The organism is Komagataeibacter sucrofermentans DSM 15973 (genome assembly GCF_040581405.1).
GTDB classification, from domain to species: domain Bacteria; phylum Pseudomonadota; class Alphaproteobacteria; order Acetobacterales; family Acetobacteraceae; genus Komagataeibacter; species Komagataeibacter sucrofermentans.
Map to the genome: position 1 here is coordinate 2,902,896 of NZ_CP137157.1, position 25,628 is coordinate 2,928,523.

Genomic DNA, 25,628 nt, shown 5'->3' on the forward strand with positions numbered 1-25,628 from the left:
AAGCCGCCCAAGCGTCAAGCCATTTCCCCGAATGGCACCCTCCCGCAGGTTTCTGTTGCGCGGGGATGGCCGGAGCCCTGCGTGGAAAATCAGTCGCGCAAACATTGCGCGGACATGAGAAAGTTTTTTATCAGTATTCTATTTTATTCGCGCGGCAGGCCCAGCACGTCTTCCATATCATAAAGCCCCACCTTATGCCCGCGCAGCCAGTGCGCGGCCCGGACTGCGCCCGTGGCGTACACCCTGCGGTCAAAGGAGCGGTGGGTCAGGCTGATCTGTTCATGGCTGGACGTGAAAATGACCGAATGCTCGCCCACGATCTGCCCGCCGCGCAGGGCAGCAAAACCGATCGCGCCATCGGCACGCGGGCCGGTGTGCCCGTCACGTCCGCTTTCAATATGCTCTTCCAACCTGATGCCCCGCCCATCAGCCACCGCGCGGCCCATGGCCAGCGCCGTGCCCGAAGGGGCATCCACTTTCTGCCGATGATGCATTTCCAGTATCTCGGCATCATATTCGCTGCCGGGCAGCACCGCGCCCATCTGGCGCGCAAGGCGCGTGACAAGCGTGACACCGGGCGAGAAATTGGCCGCCTGCACCACGGCAATGCGGGTCGCGGCCTGATCGACCGCCTGCTGGTCGGCAACTGAAAGCCCGGTCGTGCCCAACACCCAGGCCGTGCCTGCTGTTGCCAGGGCCTGGGCATGGCCCACGACCGTGCTGGCATGGGTGAAGTCGATCACCACATCGCACTGCGCGGCAAGGGTGGCGATATCGGCATGAACGGGGCAATCGATCCCGTCAACAGGGCGGCCATCGCGCGTCGTGCCACCGGCCAGCACGGCCCCGGCCGCTGGCACTTCCTGCGCCAGAAGGCGACCGACACGGCCATTGAGGCCCGTAATCCCGATCCGCAGGGGCTGCGCGTTCATGCTGTTTTCTCCACCAGTGCCCAGATATGCAAATGGCGGCGCGACCGGGGGATCGCGCCGCCTGAACTCTATCCATGGTGCAGGTTGGGGGGGATTCACCATGAATAGTGGTTCGACCCTACACCTGACCCATCAGCAATTTCAACCATCTGCACGCCATGGTCGCCATGGCGTGAAAGCAGGCTTACAGCTTGCCTTCAAAAAAGTCCTTCACCTTGCTGAAGAAGCCCGTGCTCTCGGGGCTGCCCTTGGCGTGGCCTACGGCATCAGCCTCGAATTCCTCCAGCAGTTCACGCTGGCGCTTGCTCAGGTGGCGCGGGGTCTCGACCACGACCTGAATGTACATGTCGCCCCGCGCGGATGAGCGCAGCACCGAGAAGCCCTTGCCGCGCAGGCGGAAGTGCTCGCCCGTCTGGGTGCCTGCCGGGATCTTGACCTTGGCGCGCGAGCCATCAACCACCGGCACCTCGATCTCGGTGCCAAGGGCGGCCTGCCCCATGCGCACCGGCACGCGGCAATAGATATTGGCGCCATCACGCTGGAAGATGGCATGCGCCTCTACCGCCACATGCACATACAGGTCACCTGCGGGCACGCCCTTGCCGCCGGCCTCGCCCTCGCCGCTGACACGGATGCGCGTGCCATCCTCAACGCCTGCGGGGATCGCCACCTCGATGGTGCGGTTCTTTTCCACCGTGCCCGCGCCATGGCATTCCTTGCACGGGTTGCGGATCAGGCGGCCGGTGCCGTGGCAGGTGGGGCAGGGGCGCTCGATGGCGAAAAAGCCCTGCTGCGCGCGCACCTTGCCCGCGCCGTGGCACGAGGGGCAGGTTTCGGGCGGCTGGTCCTTGTCGGCAGAGCCGGTGCCATCACAGCTTTTGCAGGTGACGCGGGTGGGAATGGTGATTTCCTTTTTCACCCCCGCAAAAGCCTCGGCAAAGGTGATGGTGACCTGCACCTGGATATCAGCGCCCGAGCGGCGGCCACCACGCCTGCCGCCCATCATGTCACCAAACATCTGCTCGAAGATGTCGCCAAGGCCGCCGCCACCGAAGTCGAATCCGCCCGCCCCGGGACCACCGCCCTCGAACGCGGCATGGCCAAAGCGGTCATAGGCGGCGCGCTTCTGGTCATCTTTCAGCACGTCGTAGGCTTCGCTGATTTCCTTGAACTTGTTTTCCGCTTCCGCATCGCCCGGATTGCGGTCGGGATGGTATTTCATGGCCAGCTTGCGATATGCCCGCTTGATCTCGTCGCCATTGGCATCGCGCGCAACCTCGAGAGCTGCGTAATAATCTATCTTGGTGGCCATGTCGGTCCTCTAGCAAACGCGGCCGCCCGGCTTGTCGCGGCACGATCCTCGCGTTCCATCTGTCGTTGTTGGGCAGAATATGAAAAGCGCCCGTCTTCAAAGAAGCACGGGCGCCACCTTGGTGGAAGGGGAGTGCAGGCCCGCAGGTCTGCACCCCGTTTTCCGGAGCCTGTATGACGCCTTGCGGCAATCAGGACTTCTTGGAGTCGTCCACGTCCTCGAAGTCGGCGTCGACGACCTTTTCGTCCTTCGGCGCAGCCCCGCCGGGGGCACCGGCCGCACCTTCAGCCTGGCCCGCCTTGTGAATGGCTTCGCCAACCTTCATGGCCACCTGCGTCAGGTGATCGGTCGCGGTCTTCAGCGCCTCGGCGTCAGTGCCTTCAAGCGCCTTGCGCACGGCGGCGATCGCGGCTTCCGCCTCGGTCTTGTCCGCAGCCGGGATCTTGTCGCCACCTTCCGCCAGTGACTTCTCGACCTGATGGGTCATGCCTTCGGCCTGGTTGCGGGCCTCGACCTGCTCCTTCTTGGCCTTGTCGGCCTCGGCATTGGCTTCGGCGTCCTTCACCATCTTCTCGATGTCGGACTCGGACAGACCGCCAGAAGCCTGGATCTTGATCTGCTGTTCCTTGCCGGTCGCCTTGTCCTTGGCCGAGACGGACACGATGCCGTTGGCGTCGATGTCGAACGTCACCTCGATCTGCGGCACGCCGCGCGGGGCGGGAGCGATGCCGGTCAGGTCGAAATTGCCCAGCAGCTTGTTGTCAGCCGCCATTTCACGCTCGCCCTGATAGACCTTGATGGTCACGGCGTTCTGGTTGTCTTCCGCGGTCGAGAAGGTCTGGCTCTTCTTGGTCGGGATGGTCGTGTTGCGGTCGATCAGGCGGGTGAACACGCCACCGAGCGTCTCGATGCCCAGCGACAGCGGGGTTACGTCGAGCAGCAGCACGTCCTTCACGTCACCCTGCAGCACCGCGCCCTGCACCGCGGCGCCGATGGCGACCACTTCGTCGGGGTTCACGTTGCGGGCGGGTTCCTTGCCGAAGAACGCCTTAACAGCCTCGATCACCTTGGGCATGCGGGTCATGCCGCCCACCAGGATGACTTCATCGATCTCGCCCGACGAGACGGACGCATCCTTCATCGCCGCGCGGCAGGGCTCGAGCGTGCGCTGGATCAGGTCATCGACCAGGCTTTCCAGCTTCGCGCGGCTCAGCTTGACCACGAGGTGCTTGGGGCCGGACGCATCAGCCGTGATGAACGGCAGGTTGATCTCGGTCTCCTTGGAGGAGGAGAGTTCGATTTTCGCCTTTTCCGCCGCTTCCTTCAGGCGCTGCAGGGCCAGCTTGTCCTGACGCAGGTCGATGCCCTGCTCGCGCTTGAACTCGTCGGCCAGGAAGCCGATGATGCGGGCATCGAAGTCTTCACCACCAAGGAAGGTGTCGCCGTTGGTGGACTTCACCTCGATCACGCCATCGGAAATCTCGAGGATGGACACGTCGAACGTGCCGCCGCCAAGGTCATAGACCGCGATGGTGCCGCCGTCCTTCTTCTGCAGGCCATAGGCCAGGGCAGCAGCGGTCGGCTCGTTGATGATGCGCAGCACTTCAAGGCCCGCGATGCGGCCCGCATCCTTCGTGGCCTGACGCTGGGCGTCATTGAAGTAGGCCGGAACGGTGATGACGGCCTGCTTGACCGGCTCGCCGAGATAGGATTCGGCGGTTTCCTTCATCTTGCCCAGAATGAAGGCGGAGATCTGCGCGGGCGCGTATTTCTTGCCCTGGGCCTCGACCCATGCATCGCCGTTGTCGCCCTTGACGATCTCGTAGGGGACAAGGCCCTTGTCCTTCGCCACGGTCGGGTCGTCATAACGGCGGCCGATCAGGCGCTTGACGGCATAAAGCGTGTTGGCGGGGTTGGTGACGGCCTGGCGCTTGGCGGCCTGGCCTACGAGCATCTCGCCACTGTCGGTAAAGGCGACCATCGACGGGGTCGTGCGCGCGCCTTCGCTGTTCTCGATAACCCGCGTTTCGTCGCCTTCACGCACGGCAACGCAGGAATTGGTCGTACCAAGGTCGATACCGATAACCTTGCTCATGTAATCTTCTCCTTTTCAGCGGCCTGTCCGGACCCGAAGCATCGGGACAGACCCTTCTTTTTTCAGTATTCCGGCGCGTGGTGCGGACTGTCTTTTCACATCCACCCGCACGCCGTCATCATTATCCGATGTAGGCAGCCCGGGCATCGCTTTCAAGAGGAGCCAGCCATGCGCGGGCGGGATTTCACCCTGCCTGCGCCGGGCCTTTCGACACGACCACCATGGCCGGCTTGAGCAGCCGCCCATGCAGGGTCCACGCCGGGGTCCAGGCCTCCATCACGGTATCGACCGGGTGTTCGTCGCTGTGCTGCTGGCTCATGGCCTGGTGCAGGTTGGCGTCAAAGGGCTTGCCCTTCGCGTCTTCCGCCTTGATGCCATTGCGCTCGAGAATGCCCATGAACGAACGCTCGGTGCTCTCGATGCCTTCGCGCATGCTGGTCAGCAGCTTGTCCTCGCCCTCAACAGGCTTGGGCAGGCTGGCGAGCGCGCGCTTGAGGTTCTCGGCGGCCTCGACCACGTCCTTGGCGAATTTCTGCACGGCGTACTGCCGGGCATCTTCCACTTCGCGCTTGGTGCGGGTGCGCAGGTTCTGCATATCGGCTTCCGCGCGCATCCACTTGTCGCGCATGGCCGAGACTTCGGCTTCAAGCTCGGCTATGCGCGGGTCGGTTCCGGCTTCAGCCTCGGGCGCGGGGGCCGCTTCATGGGCGTGCGCATCCTGTGCGCCGGAGGGCGTGCCGTCGCCGTGGGGGGCGTCGGCAAAGGGGGTGGGGTCTGTGTTCTCGCTCATGCTCTTACAAGTAGGTAACGACTGACCGATGGACAAGGCATTGCGCTCCGGGCAGACATGCCGATTTTGCGCAACATCCCTGCCGTGAACGGAGCAGCCGGAATGACGTTATCATTCCAGGGGATCCCGGCACCCGCATCCCCTCATGACATGCGGGCGGTTATGACGCTATGCTGCGCGCGCCTGCCAGGCAAGATGCTGGCGGTCATGCCCGGATCGGCGAAGGAGCAAAAAGAGAGCCCCCATGGAGCCAACGAAACAGACGATCGTGCTGGTTGACGATGACAGGAACATCCTGACCTCCGTGCAGATGACACTGGAGGCGGAAGGCTTCATCGTCCGCACCTATACCGATGGCGAGAGTGCGCTGCATGGTCTGTCATCGCGCCCGGCAGACCTGGCAGTGCTTGACATCAAGATGCCGCGCATGGACGGGATGGAACTGCTCCAGCGCCTGCGCGCGCGCTCGCAGCTGCCGGTGATCTTCCTGTCCTCCAAGGATGAGGAAGTGGACCAGCTCATGGGCCTGCGGCTCGGAGCGGATGACTACATCACCAAGCCGTTCTCGCAGCGCCTGCTGCTCGAGCGCATCCGCGCGCTGCTGCGCCGCAACGAGGTCAGCCGCAGCGAGGCGGCGGGCATCAGCCCCACCGGCACCATGGTGCGCGGCGGCCTGTCGCTTGATGAAACCCGCCACCAGTGCCTGTGGCACGGGCGCGACATCCAGCTTACGGTCACCGAGTTCCTGCTCGTCAAGGCGCTCGCCGCCCGCCCCGGCCTGGTCAAGTCGCGCGACCAGCTGATCGATGCCGCCTATGGCGAGAACATCTACGTGGATGACCGCACCATCGACAGCCACATCAAGCGCGTGCGCAAGAAGTTCCGGCAGGTGGATGACGAGTTCAACCAGATCGAGACGCTGTACGGCATCGGCTACCGCTACAAGGAAGAATGACCACGCCGGTGCCCCCTTCCTTCCTGTCCGCCATCAGGCTCCCGGCCCCGCTGCGCCGCCTGCTGCCCCGGCGCTGGAGCGGCGAGCAGCAGAACGCGGTAGCCGAATTCATGGAATACCGCACCCGGCTGGTCTCGCCGCTCATGCGGCGCATCCTGCTGGTCAACACCCTGCCGCTCGGCCTGCTGGCGCTGACGCTGCTCTATCTCACCCAGTTCCAGAACAGCCTGCTCGAGGCCGAGGTCTCGGCGCTGCGCGAGCAGGCGCGCATCTATGCGGGCGCGCTGGGGCAGAGTGCCGTGATCGTGTCGCGCCGCGACGTGACCCTGGCCCCTGATCTTGCGGGCCCGCTGCTGCTGCGCCTGACCGAGCCCAGCCCGAGCGCCCATGCCCGCCTGTTCGCCCCTGATGGACAGATCGTGGCCGACAGCCGCGTGGAACAGGCAGGCTTCGGCATCAAGGCAACGCCCCTGCCACCGGCTGAGGAAGACGAGCATCCAGCCCCCCCTCACGGGGCCTCGATCAATATGGGCGAGCGGCTGTATAACTGGCTTCTGGCGCAGTTGCCCACGCTCTCGGGCGAGCGGATCATGACGCTGGACACGCCGGATTCAGACCCGTCGATCCAGCCCGTCACCCAGCCGGATGGCACGCGGGTGATGGAAATTCCGCCCTATATCCGCCGCAACGCCGACCACCAGCTTATGGTGACCGTGGCCGAGCCGGTCATGCATGCGGGGCAGACCACGGTGGGCATCATCCAGCTCACGCGTGAGGCGCGTGATGTGGACCGCTCGCTGTTTGCGGTGCGCTCCTCCATCCTGTCGCTGTTCCTCATGGCGCTGGCGCTGACCATCCTGCTGTCGTGGTACCTGTCGCTCACCATTGCGCGGCCCCTGCTGCGGCTGGCGGCCTCGGCCCATACCATGCGCGAATCCTCCGACCGCACCGACATGGTGCCCGAGCGCCTGCTCGCCCGGCGCGACGAGATTGGCGAGGTCGCCCGCGCGCTGCAGGACAGCGCAAGCGCACTGTGGGCCCGCATGGACGCCATCGAGCGCTTTGCCGCCGATGTCAGCCACGAGATCAAGAACCCGCTCTCCTCCATCCGCTCGGCCATTGAAAGCCTGCTGCGCATCGACGACCCCGAGCGCCAGCGCCGCCTCATGTCGATCATCAATGACGACGTGCGCAGACTCGACCGGCTGATTACCGACATTTCCGATGCCAGCCGCGTGGATGCCGAACTCTCACGCACCCGTGCCGAGCCGGTGGCCATCGTGCCGCTGCTGTCCGTGCTGGCCGAAATCCATCAGGCCACCCGCCAGCCGGGCCAGCCCTTCATGGCGGTGGCGAGCAGCGGCGACAGCCCGGAACGCAGGCTGGTGGTGCTGGCGGTGGAAGACCGGCTGGTGCAGGTGCTGCGCAACCTGATCGGCAACGCCATCTCGTTCTCGCCGCCCGATGGCAAGATCCTGCTCAGCGCGGTGCCTGCGGGCGGCATGGTGGAAATTGCGGTCAGCGATGAAGGGCCGGGCATTCCGCAGGCCAAGCTCGACAACATTTTCGACCGCTTTTATTCCGAGCGGCCAAGCAGCGAGAATTTCGGCCAGCATTCCGGCCTGGGCCTGTCGATCAGCAAGCAGATCATCGAGGCCCTGCGCGGCACCATCAGCGCGGAAAACCGCATGGACGCCGATGGCCACGTGCAGGGCGCGCGCTTCGTGATCTGCCTGCCGCGCGTGGACGTGAAGGGTGAGGTCAGCCGACCTCATCCGTAGCGCGCGCATACCGCCGGTAGCGAAACGGCGGGGGTTCAGCGGGCAGGGTATCGAGCACGGCCTTGACTCGCTCATGGTCGGGCGCGCGCGAGCAGACCGGGTCGGTTGCTGCCGCATCACCCGCCAGCGCCAGGGCCTGGCAGCGGCAGCCGCCCCAGTCCTTCTCGCGCTGGTCGCAGCTCCGGCAGGGCTGGGGCATCCAGTCCGTGCCGCGGAACATGGTAAAAAGCGGGGCCTCGCGCCAGATGTGGTCCAGCGTGTCATGCTTTACGTCAGGGAAGGCGACGTTGGGGATGGTCTCGGCCGCGTGGCACGGCAGCACCCGGCCCGAGGGCGAGACGTTGATGAACCGCCGCCCCCAGCCACCCATGCACGGCTTGGGCCGGTCGGCATAGTAATCGGGGGTGACGTAATCGATGGTCAGGCGGCCTTCGTATTTTTTCCGTGCCGCTTCGACTGCCTCGGTGGTCTGCTCAAGCTGGGCAGCGGTGGGCATGAGGGCCGCGCGGTTGGCCAGCCCCCAGCCATAATACTGCGTATGGGCGATCTCGACCCGGCGCGCGCCCATCTGGAGGGCGGCCTCAAGCATCTGCGGCACGCGTTCGGCATTTTCGCGGTAGATGACGAAGTTCAGCGTCAGCGGCATGCCATCGGCGGCGACCAGTCGCGCCGCCTCGATCTTGCGAGCCTGCGCGCCCTTCATGCCGCCCACAAGTTCGGCATTTGCCGTATCGATATCCTGAAACGAAAGCTGGACGTGATCGAGTCCCGCCTCCACCAGCGCCGGGAAGGTCTTCTCGTTGAGCAGCACGCCGGAGGTGATGAGGTTGGTGTAAAGCCCCAGCCCCACCGCATGGCGGATGAGTTCGGGCAGATCGGGGCGGCTCATCGGCTCGCCACCGGAGAAATGGACCTGCAGCACCCCCATCCCGGCGGCCTGGTCGAGCACGCTGATCCACTCGGCAGTGGAAAGCTCGTTGCGGCGCGGCTCCAGCGCCAGCGGGTTGGAACAGTACGGGCACTGCAACGGGCAGCGATGCGTGAGTTCCGCCAGCAGGCTCATGGGCGAGAGAATGGTTTCGGTCATGCCACCAGCACCTGTCGGGTCATGAGATCACTGACCATGACATGGACATCGCGCCCGATCACATCAACCGGGGCGGCAAAGCGGCTGGCCAGGTCGGCAATGATCTGGCCCAGCGTGCGCGTGCCATCGACCAGCTTGAGCACCTCGGCTGCGATGGGGTCGGGAATGAAGGCCCGCTCCGGCGCCTGGATGATCCAGCGCTCACGCACGCGGTCATGCTGCAGCCGCACCCCGCGTGCGAAGCGGATAACGCTGTCGTCTGTCAGGTCTGCGCTCATGCCGCATCCGGGCGGAACGCACCGGGCGGAATGCGACCGGGATTGACGTAGGCGTATTCCAGCTCATCAAGCATGGCCCACAGCACGCCGCACTTGAACTTGAGCGCGCCAAGCACCGCCTGCTGCTGCTCGGGCGTGCGGGCATGTTCCTTCACGTAACCCAGCGCAAAGTCGGAATCACGCGGGGCCTGTGTGAGGCGCGGCTGGAAGTAGGCCAGCGTCTCAGGCGTGATGAAGTCGTAATGGCGCAGCATGCCCGCCACGCGCTCGCTGATGATGGTGGGCGAGAACAGTTCGGTCAGCGACGAGGCAATGGCCTCAAGGATGGAGCGATCACGCACGAAGGCCACATACGCATCCACCGCAAAGCGGGTGGCGGGCAGCAGCCCTTCGAGCGACTCCACATAGGCACGATCCAGCCCCAGCCCGTCGGTCAGCTTGAGCCAGCGCGCCACGCCACCGGTGCCCGGTGCATCGCCATCATGGTCCACCAGCCGCCGGCGCCATTCGCGCCGCAGCTCCGCCGTGGGCAGGCGGGCAAGCAGCGTTGCGTCCTTGGCGGGGATGCTGGCCTGATAATAATAGCGGTTCAGCGCCCAGGCCTGCACCTGCGCGCGGTTGAGCCTGCCATCATGCAGCGCACGGTGGAAAGGGTGCAGGTTGTGGTAGCGTTCCGCCCCGATGGCGCGGAGGGCTGCTTCAAGTTCATCAGGGGAAAGCAGGTGTGCGCTCATGCCGTAATCCTCATCCCGTCATGGGAGATTTCCCACCCTGCGGCCTCAACGGCGGCGCGCTCGGGCGTATCCGCCAGCAGCACAGGGTTGGAATTGTTGATGTGTATGAAAATCTTGCGCTTGATGCCCAGGTCATGCAGGGCGGCAATGGTGCCGTCCATGCCATCCATCGACATATGGCCCATGCGGCGGCCGGTCTTTTCACCTAGGCCCGCGCGAACCATCTCGTCATCCACCCACAGCGTGCCGTCAAAGAACACGGCATCCGCCCCGCGCAGGCGCACGCGCAGGTTATCGGTCATGCGCGCGCAGCCGGGCACGAAGCACACGCGGTGGCTGCCATCGGAAATCTCGAGGCCGATCGTCTCGCCATTTTCACATATGGCCGCAGGGTCAGGCCCGGATTCGGCATAAAGCGGCACCTTGCCGGGCACGGCGAAGGGCACGATGGTCAGGCCCGCGGGCTTGCCGTCGGTCAGCTTCAGCGCCAGGGGCTGGTCGAGTCCCATCGGTTCACGGGTCACGACCGCGCGGTTCAGGGCTTCAAAAATGGGGTTGGCGTCCAGCATGGACAGCACTTCGGGCGTGGCCAGAAGGGTAAAGGGCTGTCGCTCGCGCAGGGTGAGCAGGCCGGTGATGGTATCCACCTCGCCACCCGTCAGGATCACGCCAGCGATGGGCGTGGAACGCAGGCCCTCGCTGGGGTGGAGGGCCGGGGTCTGGTTGATCTGGGTGCGCAGGTCAGGCGATGCGTTGACCACGAACCAGTTCTTTCCATCTCCGCTGATGGCGATGGAAGCCTGTGTGCGGGGCAGGGCTGCCGGATCGCCGGCCCTGGCCCGCCTGCAACCGGGAGCGTTGGAGTTCCATTGGGGAAATCCGCCGCCCGCCGCCGCGCCGAGAACGATAATGTCGATCATGGACGCAGAGTGTAAAAGAAAATCGCCGCCTGTGCGAGACAGGCGGCGATGTTTCCATCTTACTTCTTTTCGCCACAGACGTAGCTGTTGATCTCGGCGCCCAGGGGGACTTCAACGATCTTGGGGGTATTCCAGGCCATGGGACTCTCCATTGATTTGTATGCGAAAGGCAGAAACCTTCGTCTATGGAGTATTTGAGCCCGGTCTCCCGCCACTTTCAAGTCGTGTGTGGGGGCATATGGGGCCTGAAAATTCACGTTAGCGTGTACCGCGTCGCCCCCTGCAATGGTTGCGTAGCGGGAATGTGCCAAAATCCTTGGTCCTGCCTGCCCGATACAGCCATAAGAAGCGGGTGGGCGCGGGAAAGCGGATAACCAGCCCCGGGCCATACGGGCCAAGCCAGCACAAGCCAGGACCTGAACCGATGCCGCCCGAGACACCGCCAACCCCGCCGCCATCCTACGAGCAGGTCCAGCAGCAGCGCGCCATCGAGGTCATGCGCCACAGCCGCCTCGACACGCGCACGGCCTGCCTGCTGCTGCTCAGCGTGCTGGCGGTGTTCTATACGCTGTATTTCGCCTCGGCCATCATCCTGCCCATGATCCTGGCGCTGGTGGTCAACCTTTTGCTGTCCTCTCCACTGCGCTTTCTGCACACGCGGCTGCACCTGCCCAAGCCGCTGGCGGCGCTGTGCCTGATCCTGTGCGTGTTTGGCGTGGTGGGGGCGGTGGGCACCGCCATTTCCGTGCCCGCCACCGGCTGGCTGGAGCGCGCGCCCGATGCGGTCAATACATTGCAGGAACGCCTGGCCTTCCTGCGCGGGCCATTCCAGCTCCTGACCGGCGCTTCGGACCGGATCCATAATTTCCTCTCCATCGCAGGCGGGCACGCCACGGCGGCCGCGACCGATGCACAGGGCCAGGACGGGCATGTCATTGTCGTGTCCACACCCGCGGGTGGTGGCGGGGTGGCGGGGCTTGACCGCTTTTCCTCCTCCATCCTGCTGGGCACGCAGGCGTTCATGGGCCAGTTCTTTACCATGATCCTGATGCTGTTCTTCCTGCTTGCGCAGGGGGACAGCCTGCTCAGGCGCTTTGTCGAGATCATGCCCACCTTCGCCGACAAGCGCCGCACGGTGCAGATCGCCTATCAGATTGAGCGCAATGTGTCGGAATACCTGGCCACCATCACCATCATCAACAGCCTCGTGGGCGTGGTGAACATGGTGCAGTGCTGGCTGCTGGGCATGCCCAACCCGCTGCTGTGGGGGGTTGTGGCGTTCCTGCTCAACTACATCCCCATCATCGGGCCGATGATGGGCATCATCATCTATTTTCTGGTGGGGCTGTTCGTCTATCCATCGGTGTGGCAGGCGCTGCTGCCCCCGGCCATCTACCTGTGCATTCACCTGACGGAAGGCGAGACCATAACCCCCATGGTGCTGGCGCGGCGCTTTACGCTCAACCCGGTGCTGGTCATGGCGTCACTCATGTTCTGGGACTGGCTGTGGGGCATTTTCGGGGCGTTTTTGTCGGTGCCCCTGCTCGCGGTGTTCAAGATCATCTGCGACCATGTGGAAATTCTGACCCCGCTGGGTCACATCGTCGGTGGCCCGGCCCATCCCGCGCCACAAAAACCGCTCTTTAGCGAAATACCCGACAGCGCCACGCCGGATGAAGACCCCGACAGGCTGGAAGACTAGCTGTTGCCTGCGGCCAGAACCTCAAGCTTGGCCGTTGACACGATGGTAATGGCGTAGCCCTTGCCCACCTCGATCATGCCCTGGGCGCGCATCCAGCTCAGCGTGCGGCTGACGGTCTCGATGGTCAGGCCCAGGTAGTCGGCAATATCGCCGCGGGTCATGGGCAGGTGCAGCCGCCCGCCTGATGGTGGCGGCTGGCCGGGCAGGAGGCCAGCCTGCATCTGGTCAAGCAGGAAGCTCGCCACGCGCTCGCGCGCGGTCTTGCGGCCGAGCAGGAGCATCTGGTTCTGGGCGGCCACGAGTTCGTTGGAGGCTTCTTCAAGCAGGCGGCGCTCGAGCTTGGGGAAATCATCGAGCAGTTCGCCCATCTTCTCACGCGAGAAGCGGCATACGCGCACCGTATCAATCGCCTCTGCGCCAAAGGCGTAGCTGTCAGAGACGGCAAGGCCGAGGAAATGCCCCGGTGCGGCAAAACCGGTGATCTGGCGCCGCCCGTCGGGCAGGGCCTTGAACAGCTTCACGGTGCCTGATGTCACGTTGAAGAAGTCGGTCGCGGGCGCGCCTTCCTCGATGAAGCCGCGACCGGGGGAAACGATGGTTTCCACCGCGACTTCGGCCAGGCGGGAGATATCGGAGGGTTCGATCACGCTACAGACGCTGGTGGGACGGACGCTGCAATTGGCACAGAAATCCGCCTGCACGCTACCCGACCCGATCACGATACGCCGTGGCCTCGATTCAAACTGACACGAAGGCATATCCGACATGCTAATTTCCAATTCACTTTCAGGCGCCCACGTTCCGGCGCCGAAGTAACCGGACATGCCCTGGCTCCCTAGAAATACAATAAATGCATTCGCCAAGAGCGACGACTATGGCGGATGGGTTGATGTAAATCAATGCAGTCAACCCAGAAATATAAGGTAAACGTGACCGATCAGAACAAAAAATTCTTAGCCCGAGGAAATCCCGACGCGTGCAGGCCGTCCCCCCGCCCATGGTCAGACGACTGGACCCCGCCGATGTCCCGCTCCTTTATCCACTTGTGCGCCTGTCCTTTCCACACCTTACGCTGCGCGAATGGATGCGGATCGGCCGCAGGCTGGCCCGCCCCGGCGCACGGGCGCGGCAGGGCATCCTTGTCGCCCGCTATGGCGATGGCAGGCCGCCCTGCGGCATGGCCACCTTCCGCCGGGGGTTCGACCTGTGCTCGGGCGATACCCTGACATCGGACTACATCATCACCCTGTCCTACACCGGGGCGCAGACCATTATCGACGCGCTGCTCCCCGCCATGGAAACACTGGCGCGCGAGTGGGGGTGTGACGCCATGCGCACCATCACCCATAGTAAACCCGTTGCAAAACCATACAGCCCGGTTCTGAAACTGTGTTCATCCGGCAACATTACCGAAAGAACAGTCAGGCTGGACCACAATACGTAAATAGTTCTGGCTGGTTGATTGATTCATATCAAGGCCGAGTGCTAGGTGGCCGTGATTTCTGCACACATCAAACTAACTTGAATATTCTTAATCCTCTCGCCTGCCTGCCAGCCGGGAAAGAAACTGGGGTCTGCTTACCATGAAGAACATCCGCAAACTCGCCCTGTCGGCAGTGCTTGGCGCCTCGGCGCTGGCACCGGTCGCGGGCCACGCACAGACGGCGGCTCCCTCCACCTACGTCAATGCCCCGCTGGCAGCACCCGTGGCACCCGCGCAGCCGAAGGGCCATTGCGGCATCTTCGAGACCTGCGCCTCCACCAAGATCGGCCTGGGCCGTGGCGATTTCATGATCCGCCTGTCCGCCGTGGGCGTGCTGCCCGAAGATCGTGACAGCAAGGTATGGGCGAACGGCGCGGCACTGACTGGCACCCGCGTCAAGACCACCAACCAGGTCATGCCGGAGCTGACGTTCGAATACTTCGTGACCGACAACATCTCGCTGGACCTGATCGCGACCAGCACCCGTCATGAAGTGCAGGCCAATGGCGGTGCCCTGTCCGCGCTGACCGGCACCAGCAAGACCGATGTCGGCAGCGCCTGGGTTCTGCCCCCCACGGTCACGGTGGCCTGGCATTTCCGCCCGCACAAGCGCCTGAACCCGTATGTGGGCATTGGTGGCACCTTCATGTGGTTCCACAACATGAATGCCAGCGGCGCATTGGGTCTGAGCAAGCTGAACTCCGGCTTTACCGGTGGCCCGTCCATCAACGCCGGTGTGGATTACCAGCTGGTTGGCAACTGGTTCTTCAACTTCGACGTAAAGCAGATGTTCGTGCGCATGCACGCCTGGGCTGAAAACAGCGACGAAAGCCTGAAGGTCAAGGCCCACGACTCTCTGGACCCGACCGTCATTTCCGCCGGTATCGCCTACCGGTTCTGATGGCATGAACGCGGCGGACAGCACCCTGCTTTCGCGCTACGGGGGCAACCTGCCGCGTTATACCAGCTACCCCACCGCAGCCCAGTTTACGGATGCGGTGGGCCCGGACGACAGCCGCAACTGGCTGTCCTCCCTCCCGGCGGACCAGCCGGTTTCCCTTTACCTGCATGTTCCCTTCTGTGACACGCTATGCCGGTTCTGCGGGTGCAATACCGCCGTGCTGCGCAATGCGGATGCAAGGAGCGCCTATGCCGCCCTGCTGCATGAGGAACTGCGCCGCGTCGTCTCCCTGATCGGCCCCGGCCGCCGTATCACACACCTGCAATGGGGTGGCGGCACGCCCACCACGCTCCCCGCAAGTGCGATGCGCCGCGTGATGGACGCCATCCGCCGCGACTTTGACATCGCACCCGATGCCGAGATCAGCATCGAGGTCGATCCTCGCCATCTCCCCCCCGACTATCCGGCCCTGCTGCATGAACTCGGCTTCAACCGCGCCAGCATGGGCGTGCAGGATCTTGATGCCAGCGTGCAGCAGGCCTGTGGCCGCATCCAGAGCTGGGAGCAGACGCGCGACTGCCTCGATGCGCTGCGGGGGGCAGGTGTCGCCTCCATCAATATCGACCTGATCTATGGCCTGCCCCGGCAGAATACCGAAGGTGTTGCCCGCACGGCGCGGGCCGTGGCCAGCCTGAAGCCTGACCGGCTGGCCGTGTTCGGCTACGCCCATGTGCCGTGGAAGCAGAAGCGCCAGACCCTCATGCCCGTGGGCGACCTGCCGGGCGCGGAAGAGCGCATCATGCAGCGCGCGGCGATGGACAGCGTGCTGCGCGCGGCCGGTTTCCTGCCTGTGGGGCTCGATCATTACGTCAGCCCTGATGACAGCATGGCCCATGCGCTGCGGGCGGGCACGCTGCACCGCAATTTTCAGGGCTACACCACCGACAGCGCGCCCGTGCTGATCGGCATCGGGGCCTCGGCCATCTCCTCGCTGCCCGGCGGCATGACACAGAACGCTGTCTCGGCTGCCGCCTATGCCCGCCTCATGGCCCGGCCCGACAGTCTGCCCGTGGCCCGTGGCGTGCGCCTGCAGGAAGATGATAGGGCCCGCGCCGATATTATTGAACAGATCATGTGCACCATGCAGGTCGATCTCGACACGCTGAGCGCCCGCCACGGCCTGCCCGCCAGCCATTTCGACACCGAATGCAACCGTCTTGCGCCCATGGTGGCTGACGGGCTGCTCACCCTCACGGGCCGGGAAGTGCGGCTTACCGAAAAAGGACGGCCTTTCGTGCGGCATGTCGCAGCAGCTTTTGACCGCTACCTCACGGCCCAGAGCAGCACCCGGCACGCCAGCGCCCTCTAGCGCGCCCGCGCGGCACCAGCACGGCCCACCCCCACAACCAGCAGCAGACCTTCATGCAAACCAACTGCGTCACCGCCGCCCTTGCCGCAAGCCCCGTCCTGCCGTGGCCCTATCCCCACTGGCAACTGCATGACGTCCTGCCCGCCTCCATTGCCGCTTCCCTGGTGCAATGGGTGCCCGGCACACGGTTCATTGGCGGCGACAGCGGCGGCCAGCGCGCAGGCCGCAACGGGCACCGGCTGTTCGTAACCCCTGCCCAGCGCGCAGCCCACCCGGCACTTGACCATTTGGCCTGCCTGTTCGACGCCGCCGCCACGCGCGCGGGCTTCACCCGCCAGTGCAATGCCCGGCTGGAAGACGCCGCCCTGCGCCTTGAACTGTGCCTCGATACCGATGGCTTCTGGCTTGAGCCGCATACCGATATTGGCGCCAAGCGGCTGACGCTTCTGGTCTCGCTCTCGATGGGTGCCGAGGCGATGGACTGGGGCACCGATATCATGACCGCGGAGGGCACGCCGGTGGCGCGTGCCTCGGGGCTGTTCAATTCGGGGCTGCTATTTATTCCGTCCGCGCAATCATGGCATGGCTTCGTGCGCAGGCCGCTGCACGGGGTGCGGCGCACGCTGATTGTCAATTACGTCAGCCCCGAATGGCGGGCGACGGAGGAACTGGCCCAGAGGCCACACGCCGCCTGAATATGGCCCCGCCATGCGGCCGGACGGAACAGAATGCGCACGCAAGGCTTTATTCGCGCACCAATCGGTTCTAGGTAACACTCCTATACAAGTTTAACCCCTTTCATCCCATGTCATCCCGGTCATGACGCAAGAGGACAACAGAGGTATGAGCGAGACCCCGCGCGAGACTATGGAATTCGATGTCGTCATCGTAGGTGGCGGCCCGTCTGGCCTGGCCGCGGCCATCAGGCTGCGCCAGATTGCCCCCGATGCCACCGTGTGCCTGATTGAAAAAGGCAGCGAGATCGGCGCCCACATCCTGTCCGGCGCGGTCATCGAGCCCCGCGCGCTGGAGGAACTCCTGCCGCACTGGCGCGAGGAAGGCGCCCCGCTGAACACCCCCGTGACGGAAGAGCAGATGCTCTACCTGACCGAGAATGGCGGCATCGAGGTTCCGTTTCTCGACCGCGTGATGCCGCACATGCGCAACCACGGCAACTACATCGTGAGCCTTGGCGACCTGTGCCGCTGGCTGGCGGGCCGCGCGGAAGAACTCGGCGTGGAGATCTATCCCGGCTTTGCGGGCGCCGAGGTGCTGGTTGATGAGAGCGGGCGCGTGGCCGGTGTGGCCACGGGCGACATGGGCGTGGACCGCGATGGGGAACCCACCGGCAATTACGCGCCGGGCATGGAACTGCGCGCGAAATACACCCTGTTTGCCGAAGGCTGCCGTGGCTCGCTGACCAAACAGGTCATGGCAATGTACAACCTGCGCCAGGGCGTGGACCCGCAGACCTACGGGCTGGGCATCAAGGAACTGTGGGAAATCCCCAAGGAGATGCACCGCCCCGGCCTGATCCAGCACAGCTTTGGCTGGCCGCTGGATGACCGCACCTATGGCGGCGCGTGGATGTACCATTTTGGGGAAAACCTCGTCTCCTACGGTTTCGTGGTGGGGCTGGATTACCCCAACACCTGGCTCTCGCCGTTTGACGAGATGCAGCGCGTGAAGCTCCACCCCTCCTTCCGCCCGTATTTCGAGGGCGCACGGCGCATCGCCTATGGCGCGCGCGCCCTGTCGGAAGGGGGCATCCAGTCCATTCCGCGCCTGACCTTCCCCGGCGGTGCACTGATTGGTGATACGGCGGGCTTCCTCAACGTGCCCAAGATCAAGGGCACGCACACGGCCATGAAGTCGGGCATGCTGGCCGCCGAGGCCGTGGGCGAGGCGCTGGCCACCAGCCGCGTGGAGCCGGGTTCCTATACCCGCCGCATCAAGGATTCCTGGCTGTGGGATGAACTGCGCACCGTGCGCAACATCCGTCCGGCTTTTGCCAAATTCGGCATGAAGGGCGGCGCGCTGTATGCGGGCATCGACGCCATGCTGCTGCGTGGCCGCGCGCCGTGGACGCTGCACACCCGCCACGCCGATAACGAAGTGCTGGAACCGGCCTCGATCGCGCCGAAAATCAACTACCCCAAGCCCGACGGCAAGATCACCTTCGACCGTCTCTCCTCGGTGTTCCTGTCCGCCACCAACCATGAGGAGGACCAGCCCGTCCACCTCAAGGTGCGCAACATGTCGCTGTGGAAGACGGTGAACTGGGATGTGTTCCGCGCGCCTGAAAGCCGCTACTGCCCGGCGGGCGTGTATGAAGTGGCCGATGAGGCGACCGACCCGCACCTGCAGATCAACGCGCAGAACTGCGTGCACTGCAAGACATGCGACATCAAGGACCCCGCGCAGAACATCGACTGGGCCACGCCGGAGGGGGCGGGCGGCCCGAACTATCCCGGCGGGATGTAATTGCCCGGCGGGTACGGTATGTATCCGCCACACCGATTGCCCTTATCCGAAGACAGACAGGCAAATATGCAATGAAGGTTCTTGTACCCGTTAAGCGCGTGATTGACTACAACATCAAACCCCGCGTGAAGGCCGACGGCTCCGGCGTGGAGACCGCTGGCGTCAAGATGTCCATGAATCCGTTTGACGAGATCGCGGTCGAGGAAGCCGTGCGCCTGAAGGAAAAAGGCGTGGTGAGCGAGATCATCGCCGTCTCCATCGGCGAGGCCAAGGCGCAGGACACGCTGCGCACCGCCATGGCCATGGGCGCTGACCGCTCCATCCTGGTCGAGACCGATGTCGTGACCGAGCCGCTCGCCGTCGCCAAGGTGCTCAAGGCCCTGGTGGAAAAGGAAAAGCCGGAACTCATCATCCTGGGCAAGCAGGCCATTGATGATGACATGAACGCCACCGGCCAGATGCTGGCAGGCCTGCTTGACCGCCCGCAGGCCACCTTCGCCTCGAAGGTGGACGTTGCTGATGGCGCGGTAACGGTCACCCGCGAGATCGATGGTGGATCCCAGACCATCAAGCTGGCGCTGCCCGCCATCATCACCGCCGACCTGCGCCTCAACGAGCCGCGCTACGCCTCGCTGCCCAACATCATGAAGGCGCGCAAGAAGCCGATGGAAAAGATCACGCCAGCCGATCTGGGCGTGGACATGACCCCGCGCCTGAGCGTGATCTCGGTAGCCGAGCCGCCGGAGCGCAAGGCGGGCGTGAAGCTCGACTCGGCGGCGGAACTGGTTTCGCGTCTGCGTAACGAAGCAAAGGTGATCTGATCATGACCGTTCTCGTTTATCTCGATCATGAAGGCGGCGTGATCCGCCAGGCTTCGCGCTCCGCCATCACGGCCGCGAGCAAGCTCGGTGATGTCGATGTGCTGGTCACCGGCCCCGATGCCGCTGCCGCCGCGAAGTCGGCTGCCGCCATTCCTGGCGTGCAGAAGGTGTTTGCCGTAACCGACACCACCGGCAACAGCGAACTCGCCGAGCCGGTGGCCGCGCTGCTGGCACAGCTTGCGGGCGGTTACACGCATATCCTCGCAGCCTCTTCCGCCACGGCCAAGAACGTGCTGCCGCGCGCGGCGGCCCTGCTTGATGTGCAGCCGATCCCCGATATCGTCGCCATCAACGATGCCGAAACCTTCGTGCGCCCGATCTATGCGGGCAGCGCGCTGGCCACCGTGAAGTCGGCTGATGCGAAGAAGGTCATCACGGTGCGCGCATCCGCCTTCGATCCCGCCCCGGCGGAAGGCGGCAGCGCCACCATCGAGGACATTGCCCTGCCCGCAGGCCCGGGTGGCTCCACTTTTGTTGCCACCGAGCTCTCGAAGTCCGAGCGGCCGGAACTGGAATCCGCACGCGTGGTGGTTTCGGGTGGTAACGGCATGCTCAATGAAGAGAACTTCAAGCTGCTCGAGCCGCTGGCCGACCGTCTTGGCGCCGCCATTGGCGCCTCGCGCGCGGCGGTGGACAAGGGCTTTGTCTCGAATGAATACCAGGTGGGCCAGACCGGCAAGATCGTGGCGCCGGAACTGTATATCGCCATGGGCATTTCCGGGCAGATCCAGCATCTGGCCGGCATGAAGGACAGCAAGGTCATTGTTGCCGTCAACAAGGACCCCGAAGCGCCGATCTTCCAGGTGGCGGATTACGGGATTGTGGGCGACCTGTTCACCATCCTGCCGCAGCTTGAGGCGGAACTCGACAAGGCTGGCTGACCCCTACGGGCCAGTCGCAACACGAAAGGGGTGCCGGGCAATCTGTCCGGCACCCCTTTTTTTTGTCATGCGGGTCTATTCATTTTCCAGCACGGCATGGGCGCGGGCAACCACCGTGTCATATTCCTGCTGGCTCAGGTCGCCACGGTGCAGCATCTCGCTCGCGCGGGCCAGCGCATCACGCGCATGGGTTACGTCGGGTATGGGGTAGCGCCGGCCCGGCAGGGCAAAGGCTGAATCGGGCAGGGCATCACGTTCGGCCGCCGTCAGTCTGGACATCGGTATTCCTCCCTTAATGCAGGAGTTCCTGCCACGGGCGGGAACCGGCTTTAGCGTAATGGAGACACCCCATTCGCGACCAGCAGTAAAAGCGCTGGTCTCCTGCGCTGCCATCACCCCCTTGCCCGGATCATTGATGAAAAATGATAAAAGTTTCTGGGTGCCGCCTTTTTGAAAAAAAGGCGGCACCAGAAACTTCTTGTAGCAGAAAACTTACAGATCCTGCTCGACCTCATGGGCCACGTGATGCCGCCCGTCAGGCGCAAGGCCACCGGGCAGGGGCTGCGCGGTCTCCACGGGGTGCATCTGCGCGCGCAGGGTCGGCATGGCCTCGATGCAATAAAAACTAAAAAGCACAACGCAGGTCATCATGCCACAATACACGCTCAGCAGCAGTCTGTGCCTGACGGGCATGAGATAGGCAACTGTCATGGACAGCATTTCCAGCACCTCGAGGCCAAGATCGGTCGCATTGCTGTAACCCCACTGCCAGTAGGTCAACGCCCCCTGCAGGCCCATGGCAACGATGAAAAACACGCCGTTTTTCTGCCATGCCTGCAGCCGGGACAGGCGCCCGATCAGCCAGTACGGCAGGCTCATGCATGCGGCATTGCCCGCAAGATTGATCAGCCCCCCGGCGATAAGCCCTATAAGCAACACAAGAGCCATGACCCCCTCGGCCCCAAGGATGCCCGACAGGTGCTGCAGGGTATGCTGCATCTGCGGGCTGTCGAAGGCTTTGATAAAGGGGTTTTCCGGCTCAAGGAGCACATTCACCCCGCCACACAGCACGCCCATGCCGCCAGCCAGCAGGTAGGGGTGTTTTTGCAACAAGGACAGTCTGTTCATGGGGGCGGCACTCTGGCAGATCGGGTTACACGGCAGCCAAGGCTGCGATTTTTTCAAATAGACTGGTACAGTCCAATTTGAAACCCGGCTTGACGCCCGCCATCGCGGCACCAGCGTGCCCTGCAACCGTTACGGCCTGCAGGGCATTATACGAGAAGGGCAGCGCACAAAAAAAGACAGGGCCGCCCATTGGGTGACCCTGTCAGTAGAACGTTGATACCGGAGGGTAACACGTCCAGCCCGGTATCATGACCGGATTTTATTGGTTTTTATGGAAGCCAGCGGCTTCGTGTAACCCCTTATGCCATTCCCCTATTTACACGTCAACAATAAATATAAATAAAAATACGATTTTACTTTTTTTGCACTGCACAATCGATATGGTTATTTTGCACTGCACAATCAAATTTTATTATATACAGCAATAACACGGCAATTTTCTGCCCGGTGGCAAAAACAGGCCGGGCAGGGGGTCTTGTGCCCGGTTTCAATGCCCCCCATCATGGGGCGTGACCATGGCGGCACCGGCCAGGCCGCCCCCACTGCAGCAGACAGGACACCCGAATGGGGGGACAACCCGCGACCCGACCCAAAGCCGCATTCTGCACAGGCAGCATTGTCCGCCATGTCGTGGTCATGGCCGGGACGGGCGCCATCGGCCTGATGGCCGTGTTTCTTGTCGACCTGCTGAACCTTTTCTACATTTCGTGGCTTGGCGACCCGGCGCTGACGGCAGCCATCGGCTTTTCCGGCGTCATCAGCTTCGTGCAGATCGCGGTCTCCATCGGGCTGTCGATTGGCATCGGCGCCATTACCGGCAGGCTAATCGGCGCGGGCAAGATGGAGCAGGCGCAGCGGGTCGCATCCTCCTTCGGCATTGTCATGCTCGGCTTCTGCCTGCTCATCGGGGTGTTCACCGCATGGCTCGCACCGCTCCTGCTGGCCCTGCTCGGGGCACAGGGGGAAGCGGCACGGCAGGCGGCCACGTTCCTGCGCATCATCTCGCCCGGCCTGCCGCTGATCGCAGCCGGCATGGGGTGCTCGGGGCTGTTGCGCTCCATCGGGGCTGCGCGCATTTCCATGAACGTGACGCTGATCGGCGCCATGATCTCGGCCATAGCCGACCCCGTGCTGATTCTGGGCCTCGGGCTGGGGCTCAAGGGGGCGGCGATCAGCACCATTTTCTCACGCGGGATCGTGGCGCTGATGGGCTTTCGCTGCGCGCGCCGTCACGGCCTGCTGGCATGGCCCGTGCGCACCCATGTCGTGGCCGACACAAAGCTGGTGGGGCAGGTGGCCATGCCCGCCATCCTGACCAATCTGGCCACGCCGGTGGGCAGCGTGTTCGTAACGCATGCCATGGCGGGGTTCGGACTGGCGGCGGTGGCGGGGCAGGCGACCATCGAGCGGATCGTGCCGGTGGCCTTTGCCTTTGTCTTTGCCCTGACGGGATCGGTGGGGCCGATCATGTCGCAAAATCTTGGCGCGGGTAAACTTGCGCGCGTGCGGGCGACACTCGTGGCCTCGCTGTGGCTGGTGGCAGGCTGCGTGGCACTTACATGGGCCATCCTGTTCCTGACCCAGGACCTGGTGGTGCGGGTGTTTTCAGCGCAGGGCACGGCGGCGATGCTGATCCACCTGTTCTGTAACTGGACCATTGCGGGCTACGTGTTCATCGGCATGCTGTTCGTGGCCAATTCCGCCTTCAACAATCTGGGCCACCCGCTCTATTCCACGCTGTTCAACTGGGGGCGGGCGACGCTGGGCACCATTCCGTTCGTGTGGATCGGCATGCGTTACGGGCCAGGTGGCGTGCAGGTGGGGCAGGTTCTGGGCAGCGTGCTGTTTGGCTCCTGCGCGGTGCTGACCGCCTTTTCCGTGGTGCGGCGCCTGCACCCGGGCGACCGGGCCACGGAACAGGCCATGCCGGTCATTCCCCCGCCGCAGACCGGCGAAGCAGGCCTGATCGAACTCGACGAACTCGACCACTCAGCCTGATTACCGGGCCAAGACTATCCGCCCACCCGTGCCGTGATGGAAAAGGGCTGCGCGTCAGGCGTAATGGAACCAGTCGATCACGGCAGAAAAGGGCGGTGCCGCCGCATCATGCGCCGAGATAATGGCCTGACCATCGGCCACCGGCCATTCAATGCCCAGTGTTGCGTCATTCCAGCGCAGGCTGCGCGCGCAGGTGGGGTCGGAGGGAGAGGTGCATTGGCAGTGCACCTCCGTATGGTCGGTCAATGTGCAGAAACCGTGCAGGAATCCCGGCGGTATCCAGAACTGGCTACCGTTTTCGTCATTCAGGGTCACGCTGACCCACTGCCCGAAGGTGGGCGAGCCGGTGCGCACATCCACCGCCACATCCCAGATCGCCCCGCGCGTGCACCGCACCAGCTTGCCCTGCGCACCGGGCGCCACCTGGGCGTGGAGGCCCCGCACCATGCCGCGTTGCCGCAACAGGCTGTAATGATCCTGCGCGAAAGCACTGCCGCTGGCCATGCCGATCCGGGCCAATAGGGCCGTATTGCAGGTTTCGCTGGAACAACCGCGCCCCTCTTTCAGGCGGGGCGGAGTAAGCAGAAGCAGGCCTTCAAGCGGCAGGGTCTCGACCTGAAGGACATGCCCCGCTGGCGTTCGGTCGGAATCTGGCCGGGAACGGGCAAAGGACTGCGTTCCCATTTTCAGCGCGTCCACATGGTCGGGCAATTGGTTGAAGGCTGCATCATGGCCCTCCTCGCTCGTCGGTCGGGTTATTTCATCACTTTCAAATGCAGTTTTAACGCCGCATCGGTTACGAACCGATTAAGAGCACGCTCTGAAATAACTCTTTGATAGGAAATGATAAAAGTTTCTGAAGGCTGCCTTTTTTCAAAACAGGCGGCGTTATCTGAAACTTTTTGAAAAAAGCTTCACCAAAAACTTTTGCAGGGTTTTAGAACGCACAAAGCCCTCATGCGACACATGAAGGCACTGATGCGGTCATCAACAAATGAAATGTGGGGGTACCAGATAAGGAATCTGGTGGAGCCAAGGGGAGTCGAACCCCTGACCTCCTGAATGCCATTCAGGCGCTCTCCCAACTGAGCTATGGCCCCACTGTTCCGACGGTGCAGGCCATCTACATGGCCACCGTGGTCCGGTGACGGGGGTATAACCGCAAGCGCAGACCGATGCAACCCCCCTTCAACCGATTCAGGGCAAGATAATGCCCTGCATGCGCAGGGCCGCGAGCAGGGGCAGCAGCGGCAGGCCCATAATGGCCGACTGTTCCCCCTCGATGCGTGAGAAAAGCTGGATTCCGAGCCCTTCAAGCCGGTAGCACCCCACGCAGGACAGAATCGCCTCGCCCTCGGCCGCCAGATACCACGCGAGAAAAGACTCGCTGAAGGCGCGCATATGCAGCACGGGGCAGGCGACATGGCGCCAGACCTCGCGGCCATCACGCCACATGCTTACCGCCGTGTGCAGCACATGCGCCCGGCCGCGCAGGCGCAGCAACTGCGCACGGGCGGTATCGCGGTCATCGGGCTTGTCGAACCATTCCTCGCCACAGGACAGGATCTGGTCCGCGCCAATCACCACCGTGCCGGGTGCGACCCGAACCGCCCGGGCCTTGGCGCGGGCAAGCTCAAGGGCTGCCGCGCTGGCATCATGCCCGGCATGGCGCTGTGCCGCGCGAATGGCGTGTTCATCCACATCCGCCGCCATGAACCGGGCTGAAAGCCCCGCCGATTCCACCAGCGCGCGCCGCGCCGCTGAGCGGCTGGCCAGTACTATCCGTGGCGACTCCACCTGTAATGGGACGGGCTTTAGTACTAAACTGGAGTCGTCCGGCATCGTGCTCTCCGTACTGCGGAAGTGAAACATTTAATTCGGGGCTCTGGAGTACTGGGGTACATGGGGACAGTACTC

The 25,628-nt window shown here is 63.7% G+C and carries 25 protein-coding genes and 1 tRNA gene; 11 read left to right on the forward strand and 15 right to left on the reverse strand.

Features of this window, described 5'->3' with window-relative positions:
- Window positions 1-143: 143 nt before the first annotated feature.
- From dapB to R5N89_RS13725, 4 genes are all read right to left on the reverse strand, one after another.
- Window positions 144-932, reverse strand: coding sequence for a 4-hydroxy-tetrahydrodipicolinate reductase (gene dapB / locus R5N89_RS13710; protein WP_110568646.1), 789 nt, complete (start codon window positions 930-932; stop codon window positions 144-146).
- A gap of 184 nt (window positions 933-1,116) precedes the next feature.
- Window positions 1,117-2,244, reverse strand: coding sequence for a molecular chaperone DnaJ (gene dnaJ / locus R5N89_RS13715; protein ID WP_110568644.1), 1,128 nt, complete (start codon window positions 2,242-2,244; stop codon window positions 1,117-1,119).
- Window positions 2,245-2,434: 190 nt separating this feature from the next.
- Window positions 2,435-4,339, reverse strand: a complete 1,905-nt coding sequence (gene dnaK, locus R5N89_RS13720; RefSeq protein WP_110568642.1) for a molecular chaperone DnaK — start codon at window positions 4,337-4,339, stop codon at window positions 2,435-2,437.
- 184 nt (window positions 4,340-4,523) lie between these two features.
- Complete coding sequence (locus R5N89_RS13725) at window positions 4,524-5,129, reverse strand: nucleotide exchange factor GrpE (protein WP_110568640.1); 606 nt, start codon at window positions 5,127-5,129, stop codon at window positions 4,524-4,526.
- A gap of 244 nt (window positions 5,130-5,373) precedes the next feature.
- Between R5N89_RS13725 and R5N89_RS13730 the strand changes: the two genes are divergently transcribed.
- Together R5N89_RS13730 and R5N89_RS13735 are read left to right on the forward strand one after the other, a co-directional pair.
- On the forward strand, window positions 5,374-6,084 hold the full coding sequence (locus R5N89_RS13730) for a response regulator transcription factor (protein ID WP_061275238.1): 711 nt from the start codon (window positions 5,374-5,376) through the stop codon (window positions 6,082-6,084).
- Window positions 6,081-7,865 carry a stimulus-sensing domain-containing protein gene (locus R5N89_RS13735; RefSeq protein WP_208624663.1) on the forward strand — a complete coding sequence of 595 codons (1,785 nt, stop codon included), beginning with the start codon at window positions 6,081-6,083 and terminating at the stop codon, window positions 7,863-7,865. The genes R5N89_RS13730 and R5N89_RS13735 overlap by 4 nt, the downstream gene beginning before the upstream one ends.
- On the opposite strand, the gene pqqE is transcribed toward R5N89_RS13735, so the two are convergent.
- Genes pqqE through pqqA form a run of 5 tightly spaced genes read right to left on the reverse strand, consistent with a single transcriptional unit; the run spans window position 7,846 to window position 11,024 of the window.
- Complete coding sequence (gene pqqE / locus R5N89_RS13740) at window positions 7,846-8,952, reverse strand: pyrroloquinoline quinone biosynthesis protein PqqE (protein WP_110568638.1); 1,107 nt, start codon at window positions 8,950-8,952, stop codon at window positions 7,846-7,848. The genes R5N89_RS13735 and pqqE overlap by 20 nt on opposite strands.
- Window positions 8,949-9,230, reverse strand: a complete 282-nt coding sequence (pqqD, locus tag R5N89_RS13745; protein ID WP_110568636.1) for a pyrroloquinoline quinone biosynthesis peptide chaperone PqqD — start codon at window positions 9,228-9,230, stop codon at window positions 8,949-8,951. The genes pqqE and pqqD overlap by 4 nt, the downstream gene beginning before the upstream one ends.
- On the reverse strand, window positions 9,227-9,964 hold the full coding sequence (gene pqqC / locus R5N89_RS13750; RefSeq protein WP_110568634.1) for a pyrroloquinoline-quinone synthase PqqC: 738 nt from the start codon (window positions 9,962-9,964) through the stop codon (window positions 9,227-9,229). Before pqqC ends, pqqD begins: the two co-directional genes overlap by 4 nt.
- Window positions 9,961-10,884, reverse strand: coding sequence for a pyrroloquinoline quinone biosynthesis protein PqqB (pqqB, locus tag R5N89_RS13755; protein WP_110568632.1), 924 nt, complete (start codon window positions 10,882-10,884; stop codon window positions 9,961-9,963). Before pqqB ends, pqqC begins: the two co-directional genes overlap by 4 nt.
- Window positions 10,885-10,943: 59 nt before the next feature.
- A complete protein-coding gene (gene pqqA / locus R5N89_RS13760; RefSeq protein WP_010508617.1) occupies window positions 10,944-11,024 on the reverse strand; it encodes a pyrroloquinoline quinone precursor peptide PqqA in 81 nt (26 codons plus the stop codon).
- 284 nt (window positions 11,025-11,308) lie between these two features.
- Here pqqA and R5N89_RS13765 point away from each other — a divergent pair, with 284 nt between their 5' ends.
- Window positions 11,309-12,586, forward strand: coding sequence for an AI-2E family transporter (locus R5N89_RS13765; protein ID WP_373320368.1), 1,278 nt, complete (start codon window positions 11,309-11,311; stop codon window positions 12,584-12,586).
- Here the strand turns inward: R5N89_RS13765 and R5N89_RS13770 are convergent.
- Window positions 12,583-13,353, reverse strand: coding sequence for a Crp/Fnr family transcriptional regulator (locus R5N89_RS13770; protein WP_110568630.1), 771 nt, complete (start codon window positions 13,351-13,353; stop codon window positions 12,583-12,585). The two genes, R5N89_RS13765 and R5N89_RS13770, sit on opposite strands and share 4 nt — an antisense overlap.
- 209 nt (window positions 13,354-13,562) lie before the next feature.
- Between R5N89_RS13770 and R5N89_RS13775 the strand changes: the two genes are divergently transcribed.
- The 7 genes from R5N89_RS13775 to R5N89_RS13805 all read left to right on the forward strand — a co-directional run bounded on the left by R5N89_RS13775 (window position 13,563) and on the right by R5N89_RS13805 (window position 20,585).
- On the forward strand, window positions 13,563-14,030 hold the full coding sequence (locus R5N89_RS13775; protein WP_244192135.1) for a hypothetical protein: 468 nt from the start codon (window positions 13,563-13,565) through the stop codon (window positions 14,028-14,030).
- 139 nt (window positions 14,031-14,169) lie between these two features.
- Entirely contained in the window at window positions 14,170-14,970 is an 801-nt protein-coding gene (locus R5N89_RS13780; RefSeq protein WP_110568626.1) for an OmpW family protein, read from the forward strand.
- Between the two features lie 4 nt (window positions 14,971-14,974).
- Window positions 14,975-16,339 carry an oxygen-independent coproporphyrinogen III oxidase gene (gene hemN / locus R5N89_RS13785; protein ID WP_110568624.1) on the forward strand — a complete coding sequence of 455 codons (1,365 nt, stop codon included), beginning with the start codon at window positions 14,975-14,977 and terminating at the stop codon, window positions 16,337-16,339.
- Between the two features lie 53 nt (window positions 16,340-16,392).
- Entirely contained in the window at window positions 16,393-17,034 is a 642-nt protein-coding gene (locus R5N89_RS13790; protein WP_110568622.1) for a 2OG-Fe(II) oxygenase, read from the forward strand.
- Window positions 17,035-17,182: 148 nt separating this feature from the next.
- Window positions 17,183-18,823, forward strand: coding sequence for an electron transfer flavoprotein-ubiquinone oxidoreductase (locus R5N89_RS13795; protein ID WP_110568621.1), 1,641 nt, complete (start codon window positions 17,183-17,185; stop codon window positions 18,821-18,823).
- Between the two features lie 71 nt (window positions 18,824-18,894).
- On the forward strand, window positions 18,895-19,644 hold the full coding sequence (locus R5N89_RS13800; RefSeq protein ID WP_110568619.1) for an electron transfer flavoprotein subunit beta/FixA family protein: 750 nt from the start codon (window positions 18,895-18,897) through the stop codon (window positions 19,642-19,644).
- A 2-nt stretch (window positions 19,645-19,646) separates the two neighbouring features.
- Window positions 19,647-20,585, forward strand: a complete 939-nt coding sequence (locus tag R5N89_RS13805; protein ID WP_110568617.1) for an electron transfer flavoprotein subunit alpha/FixB family protein — start codon at window positions 19,647-19,649, stop codon at window positions 20,583-20,585.
- 75 nt (window positions 20,586-20,660) lie between these two features.
- On the opposite strand, the gene R5N89_RS13810 is transcribed toward R5N89_RS13805, so the two are convergent.
- Both R5N89_RS13810 and R5N89_RS13815 read right to left on the reverse strand, forming a co-directional pair.
- Complete coding sequence (locus tag R5N89_RS13810) at window positions 20,661-20,864, reverse strand: hypothetical protein (protein WP_061275262.1); 204 nt, start codon at window positions 20,862-20,864, stop codon at window positions 20,661-20,663.
- 213 nt (window positions 20,865-21,077) lie between these two features.
- Window positions 21,078-21,713, reverse strand: a complete 636-nt coding sequence (locus tag R5N89_RS13815; RefSeq protein WP_146220198.1) for a hypothetical protein — start codon at window positions 21,711-21,713, stop codon at window positions 21,078-21,080.
- A 564-nt stretch (window positions 21,714-22,277) separates the two neighbouring features.
- On the opposite strand from R5N89_RS13815, the gene R5N89_RS13820 reads away from it, so the two are divergent.
- Entirely contained in the window at window positions 22,278-23,711 is a 1,434-nt protein-coding gene (locus R5N89_RS13820; RefSeq protein ID WP_110568614.1) for an MATE family efflux transporter, read from the forward strand.
- 54 nt (window positions 23,712-23,765) lie between these two features.
- Here the strand turns inward: R5N89_RS13820 and rfbC are convergent, their stop codons facing one another.
- The 3 genes from rfbC to R5N89_RS13835 all read right to left on the reverse strand — a co-directional run bounded on the left by rfbC (window position 23,766) and on the right by R5N89_RS13835 (window position 25,508).
- Window positions 23,766-24,395 (reverse strand): dTDP-4-dehydrorhamnose 3,5-epimerase, encoded by a 630-nt coding sequence (gene rfbC, locus R5N89_RS13825; RefSeq protein ID WP_110568721.1) that lies wholly within the window; start codon window positions 24,393-24,395, stop codon window positions 23,766-23,768.
- A gap of 340 nt (window positions 24,396-24,735) precedes the next feature.
- A tRNA-Ala gene (locus tag R5N89_RS13830) sits at window positions 24,736-24,811 on the reverse strand.
- A 97-nt stretch (window positions 24,812-24,908) separates the two neighbouring features.
- On the reverse strand, window positions 24,909-25,508 hold the full coding sequence (locus tag R5N89_RS13835; RefSeq protein WP_408887030.1) for a Maf family protein: 600 nt from the start codon (window positions 25,506-25,508) through the stop codon (window positions 24,909-24,911).
- Window positions 25,509-25,628: the final 120 nt, after the last annotated feature.

What these genes read in the sequence shown, in the direction of transcription:
- R5N89_RS13735 (WP_208624663.1), top strand. Translation starts at nt 6,081, where the DNA reads ATGACCACGCCGGTGCCCCCTTCCTTCCTGTCCGCCATCAGGCTCCCG.
- R5N89_RS13815 (WP_146220198.1), bottom strand. Translation starts at nt 21,713, where the DNA reads ATGAACAGACTGTCCTTGTTGCAAAAACACCCCTACCTGCTGGCTGGC.
- pqqB (WP_110568632.1), bottom strand. Translation starts at nt 10,884, where the DNA reads ATGATCGACATTATCGTTCTCGGCGCGGCGGCGGGCGGCGGATTTCCC.
- rfbC (WP_110568721.1), bottom strand. Translation starts at nt 24,395, where the DNA reads ATGGGAACGCAGTCCTTTGCCCGTTCCCGGCCAGATTCCGACCGAACG.
- R5N89_RS13810 (WP_061275262.1), bottom strand. Translation starts at nt 20,864, where the DNA reads ATGTCCAGACTGACGGCGGCCGAACGTGATGCCCTGCCCGATTCAGCC.
- R5N89_RS13790 (WP_110568622.1), top strand. Translation starts at nt 16,393, where the DNA reads ATGCAAACCAACTGCGTCACCGCCGCCCTTGCCGCAAGCCCCGTCCTG.
- hemN (WP_110568624.1), top strand. Translation starts at nt 14,975, where the DNA reads ATGAACGCGGCGGACAGCACCCTGCTTTCGCGCTACGGGGGCAACCTG.
- R5N89_RS13795 (WP_110568621.1), top strand. Translation starts at nt 17,183, where the DNA reads ATGAGCGAGACCCCGCGCGAGACTATGGAATTCGATGTCGTCATCGTA.
- pqqD (WP_110568636.1), bottom strand. Translation starts at nt 9,230, where the DNA reads ATGAGCGCAGACCTGACAGACGACAGCGTTATCCGCTTCGCACGCGGG.
- R5N89_RS13725 (WP_110568640.1), bottom strand. Translation starts at nt 5,129, where the DNA reads ATGAGCGAGAACACAGACCCCACCCCCTTTGCCGACGCCCCCCACGGC.
- R5N89_RS13730 (WP_061275238.1), top strand. Translation starts at nt 5,374, where the DNA reads ATGGAGCCAACGAAACAGACGATCGTGCTGGTTGACGATGACAGGAAC.
- pqqA (WP_010508617.1), bottom strand. Translation starts at nt 11,024, where the DNA reads ATGGCCTGGAATACCCCCAAGATCGTTGAAGTCCCCCTGGGCGCCGAG.
- R5N89_RS13805 (WP_110568617.1), top strand. Translation starts at nt 19,647, where the DNA reads ATGACCGTTCTCGTTTATCTCGATCATGAAGGCGGCGTGATCCGCCAG.
- R5N89_RS13770 (WP_110568630.1), bottom strand. Translation starts at nt 13,353, where the DNA reads ATGTCGGATATGCCTTCGTGTCAGTTTGAATCGAGGCCACGGCGTATC.
- R5N89_RS13780 (WP_110568626.1), top strand. Translation starts at nt 14,170, where the DNA reads ATGAAGAACATCCGCAAACTCGCCCTGTCGGCAGTGCTTGGCGCCTCG.
- dnaJ (WP_110568644.1), bottom strand. Translation starts at nt 2,244, where the DNA reads ATGGCCACCAAGATAGATTATTACGCAGCTCTCGAGGTTGCGCGCGAT.
- dapB (WP_110568646.1), bottom strand. Translation starts at nt 932, where the DNA reads ATGAACGCGCAGCCCCTGCGGATCGGGATTACGGGCCTCAATGGCCGT.
- R5N89_RS13800 (WP_110568619.1), top strand. Translation starts at nt 18,895, where the DNA reads ATGAAGGTTCTTGTACCCGTTAAGCGCGTGATTGACTACAACATCAAA.
- pqqC (WP_110568634.1), bottom strand. Translation starts at nt 9,964, where the DNA reads ATGAGCGCACACCTGCTTTCCCCTGATGAACTTGAAGCAGCCCTCCGC.
- pqqE (WP_110568638.1), bottom strand. Translation starts at nt 8,952, where the DNA reads ATGACCGAAACCATTCTCTCGCCCATGAGCCTGCTGGCGGAACTCACG.
- R5N89_RS13820 (WP_110568614.1), top strand. Translation starts at nt 22,278, where the DNA reads ATGGGGGGACAACCCGCGACCCGACCCAAAGCCGCATTCTGCACAGGC.
- R5N89_RS13765 (WP_373320368.1), top strand. Translation starts at nt 11,309, where the DNA reads ATGCCGCCCGAGACACCGCCAACCCCGCCGCCATCCTACGAGCAGGTC.
- dnaK (WP_110568642.1), bottom strand. Translation starts at nt 4,339, where the DNA reads ATGAGCAAGGTTATCGGTATCGACCTTGGTACGACCAATTCCTGCGTT.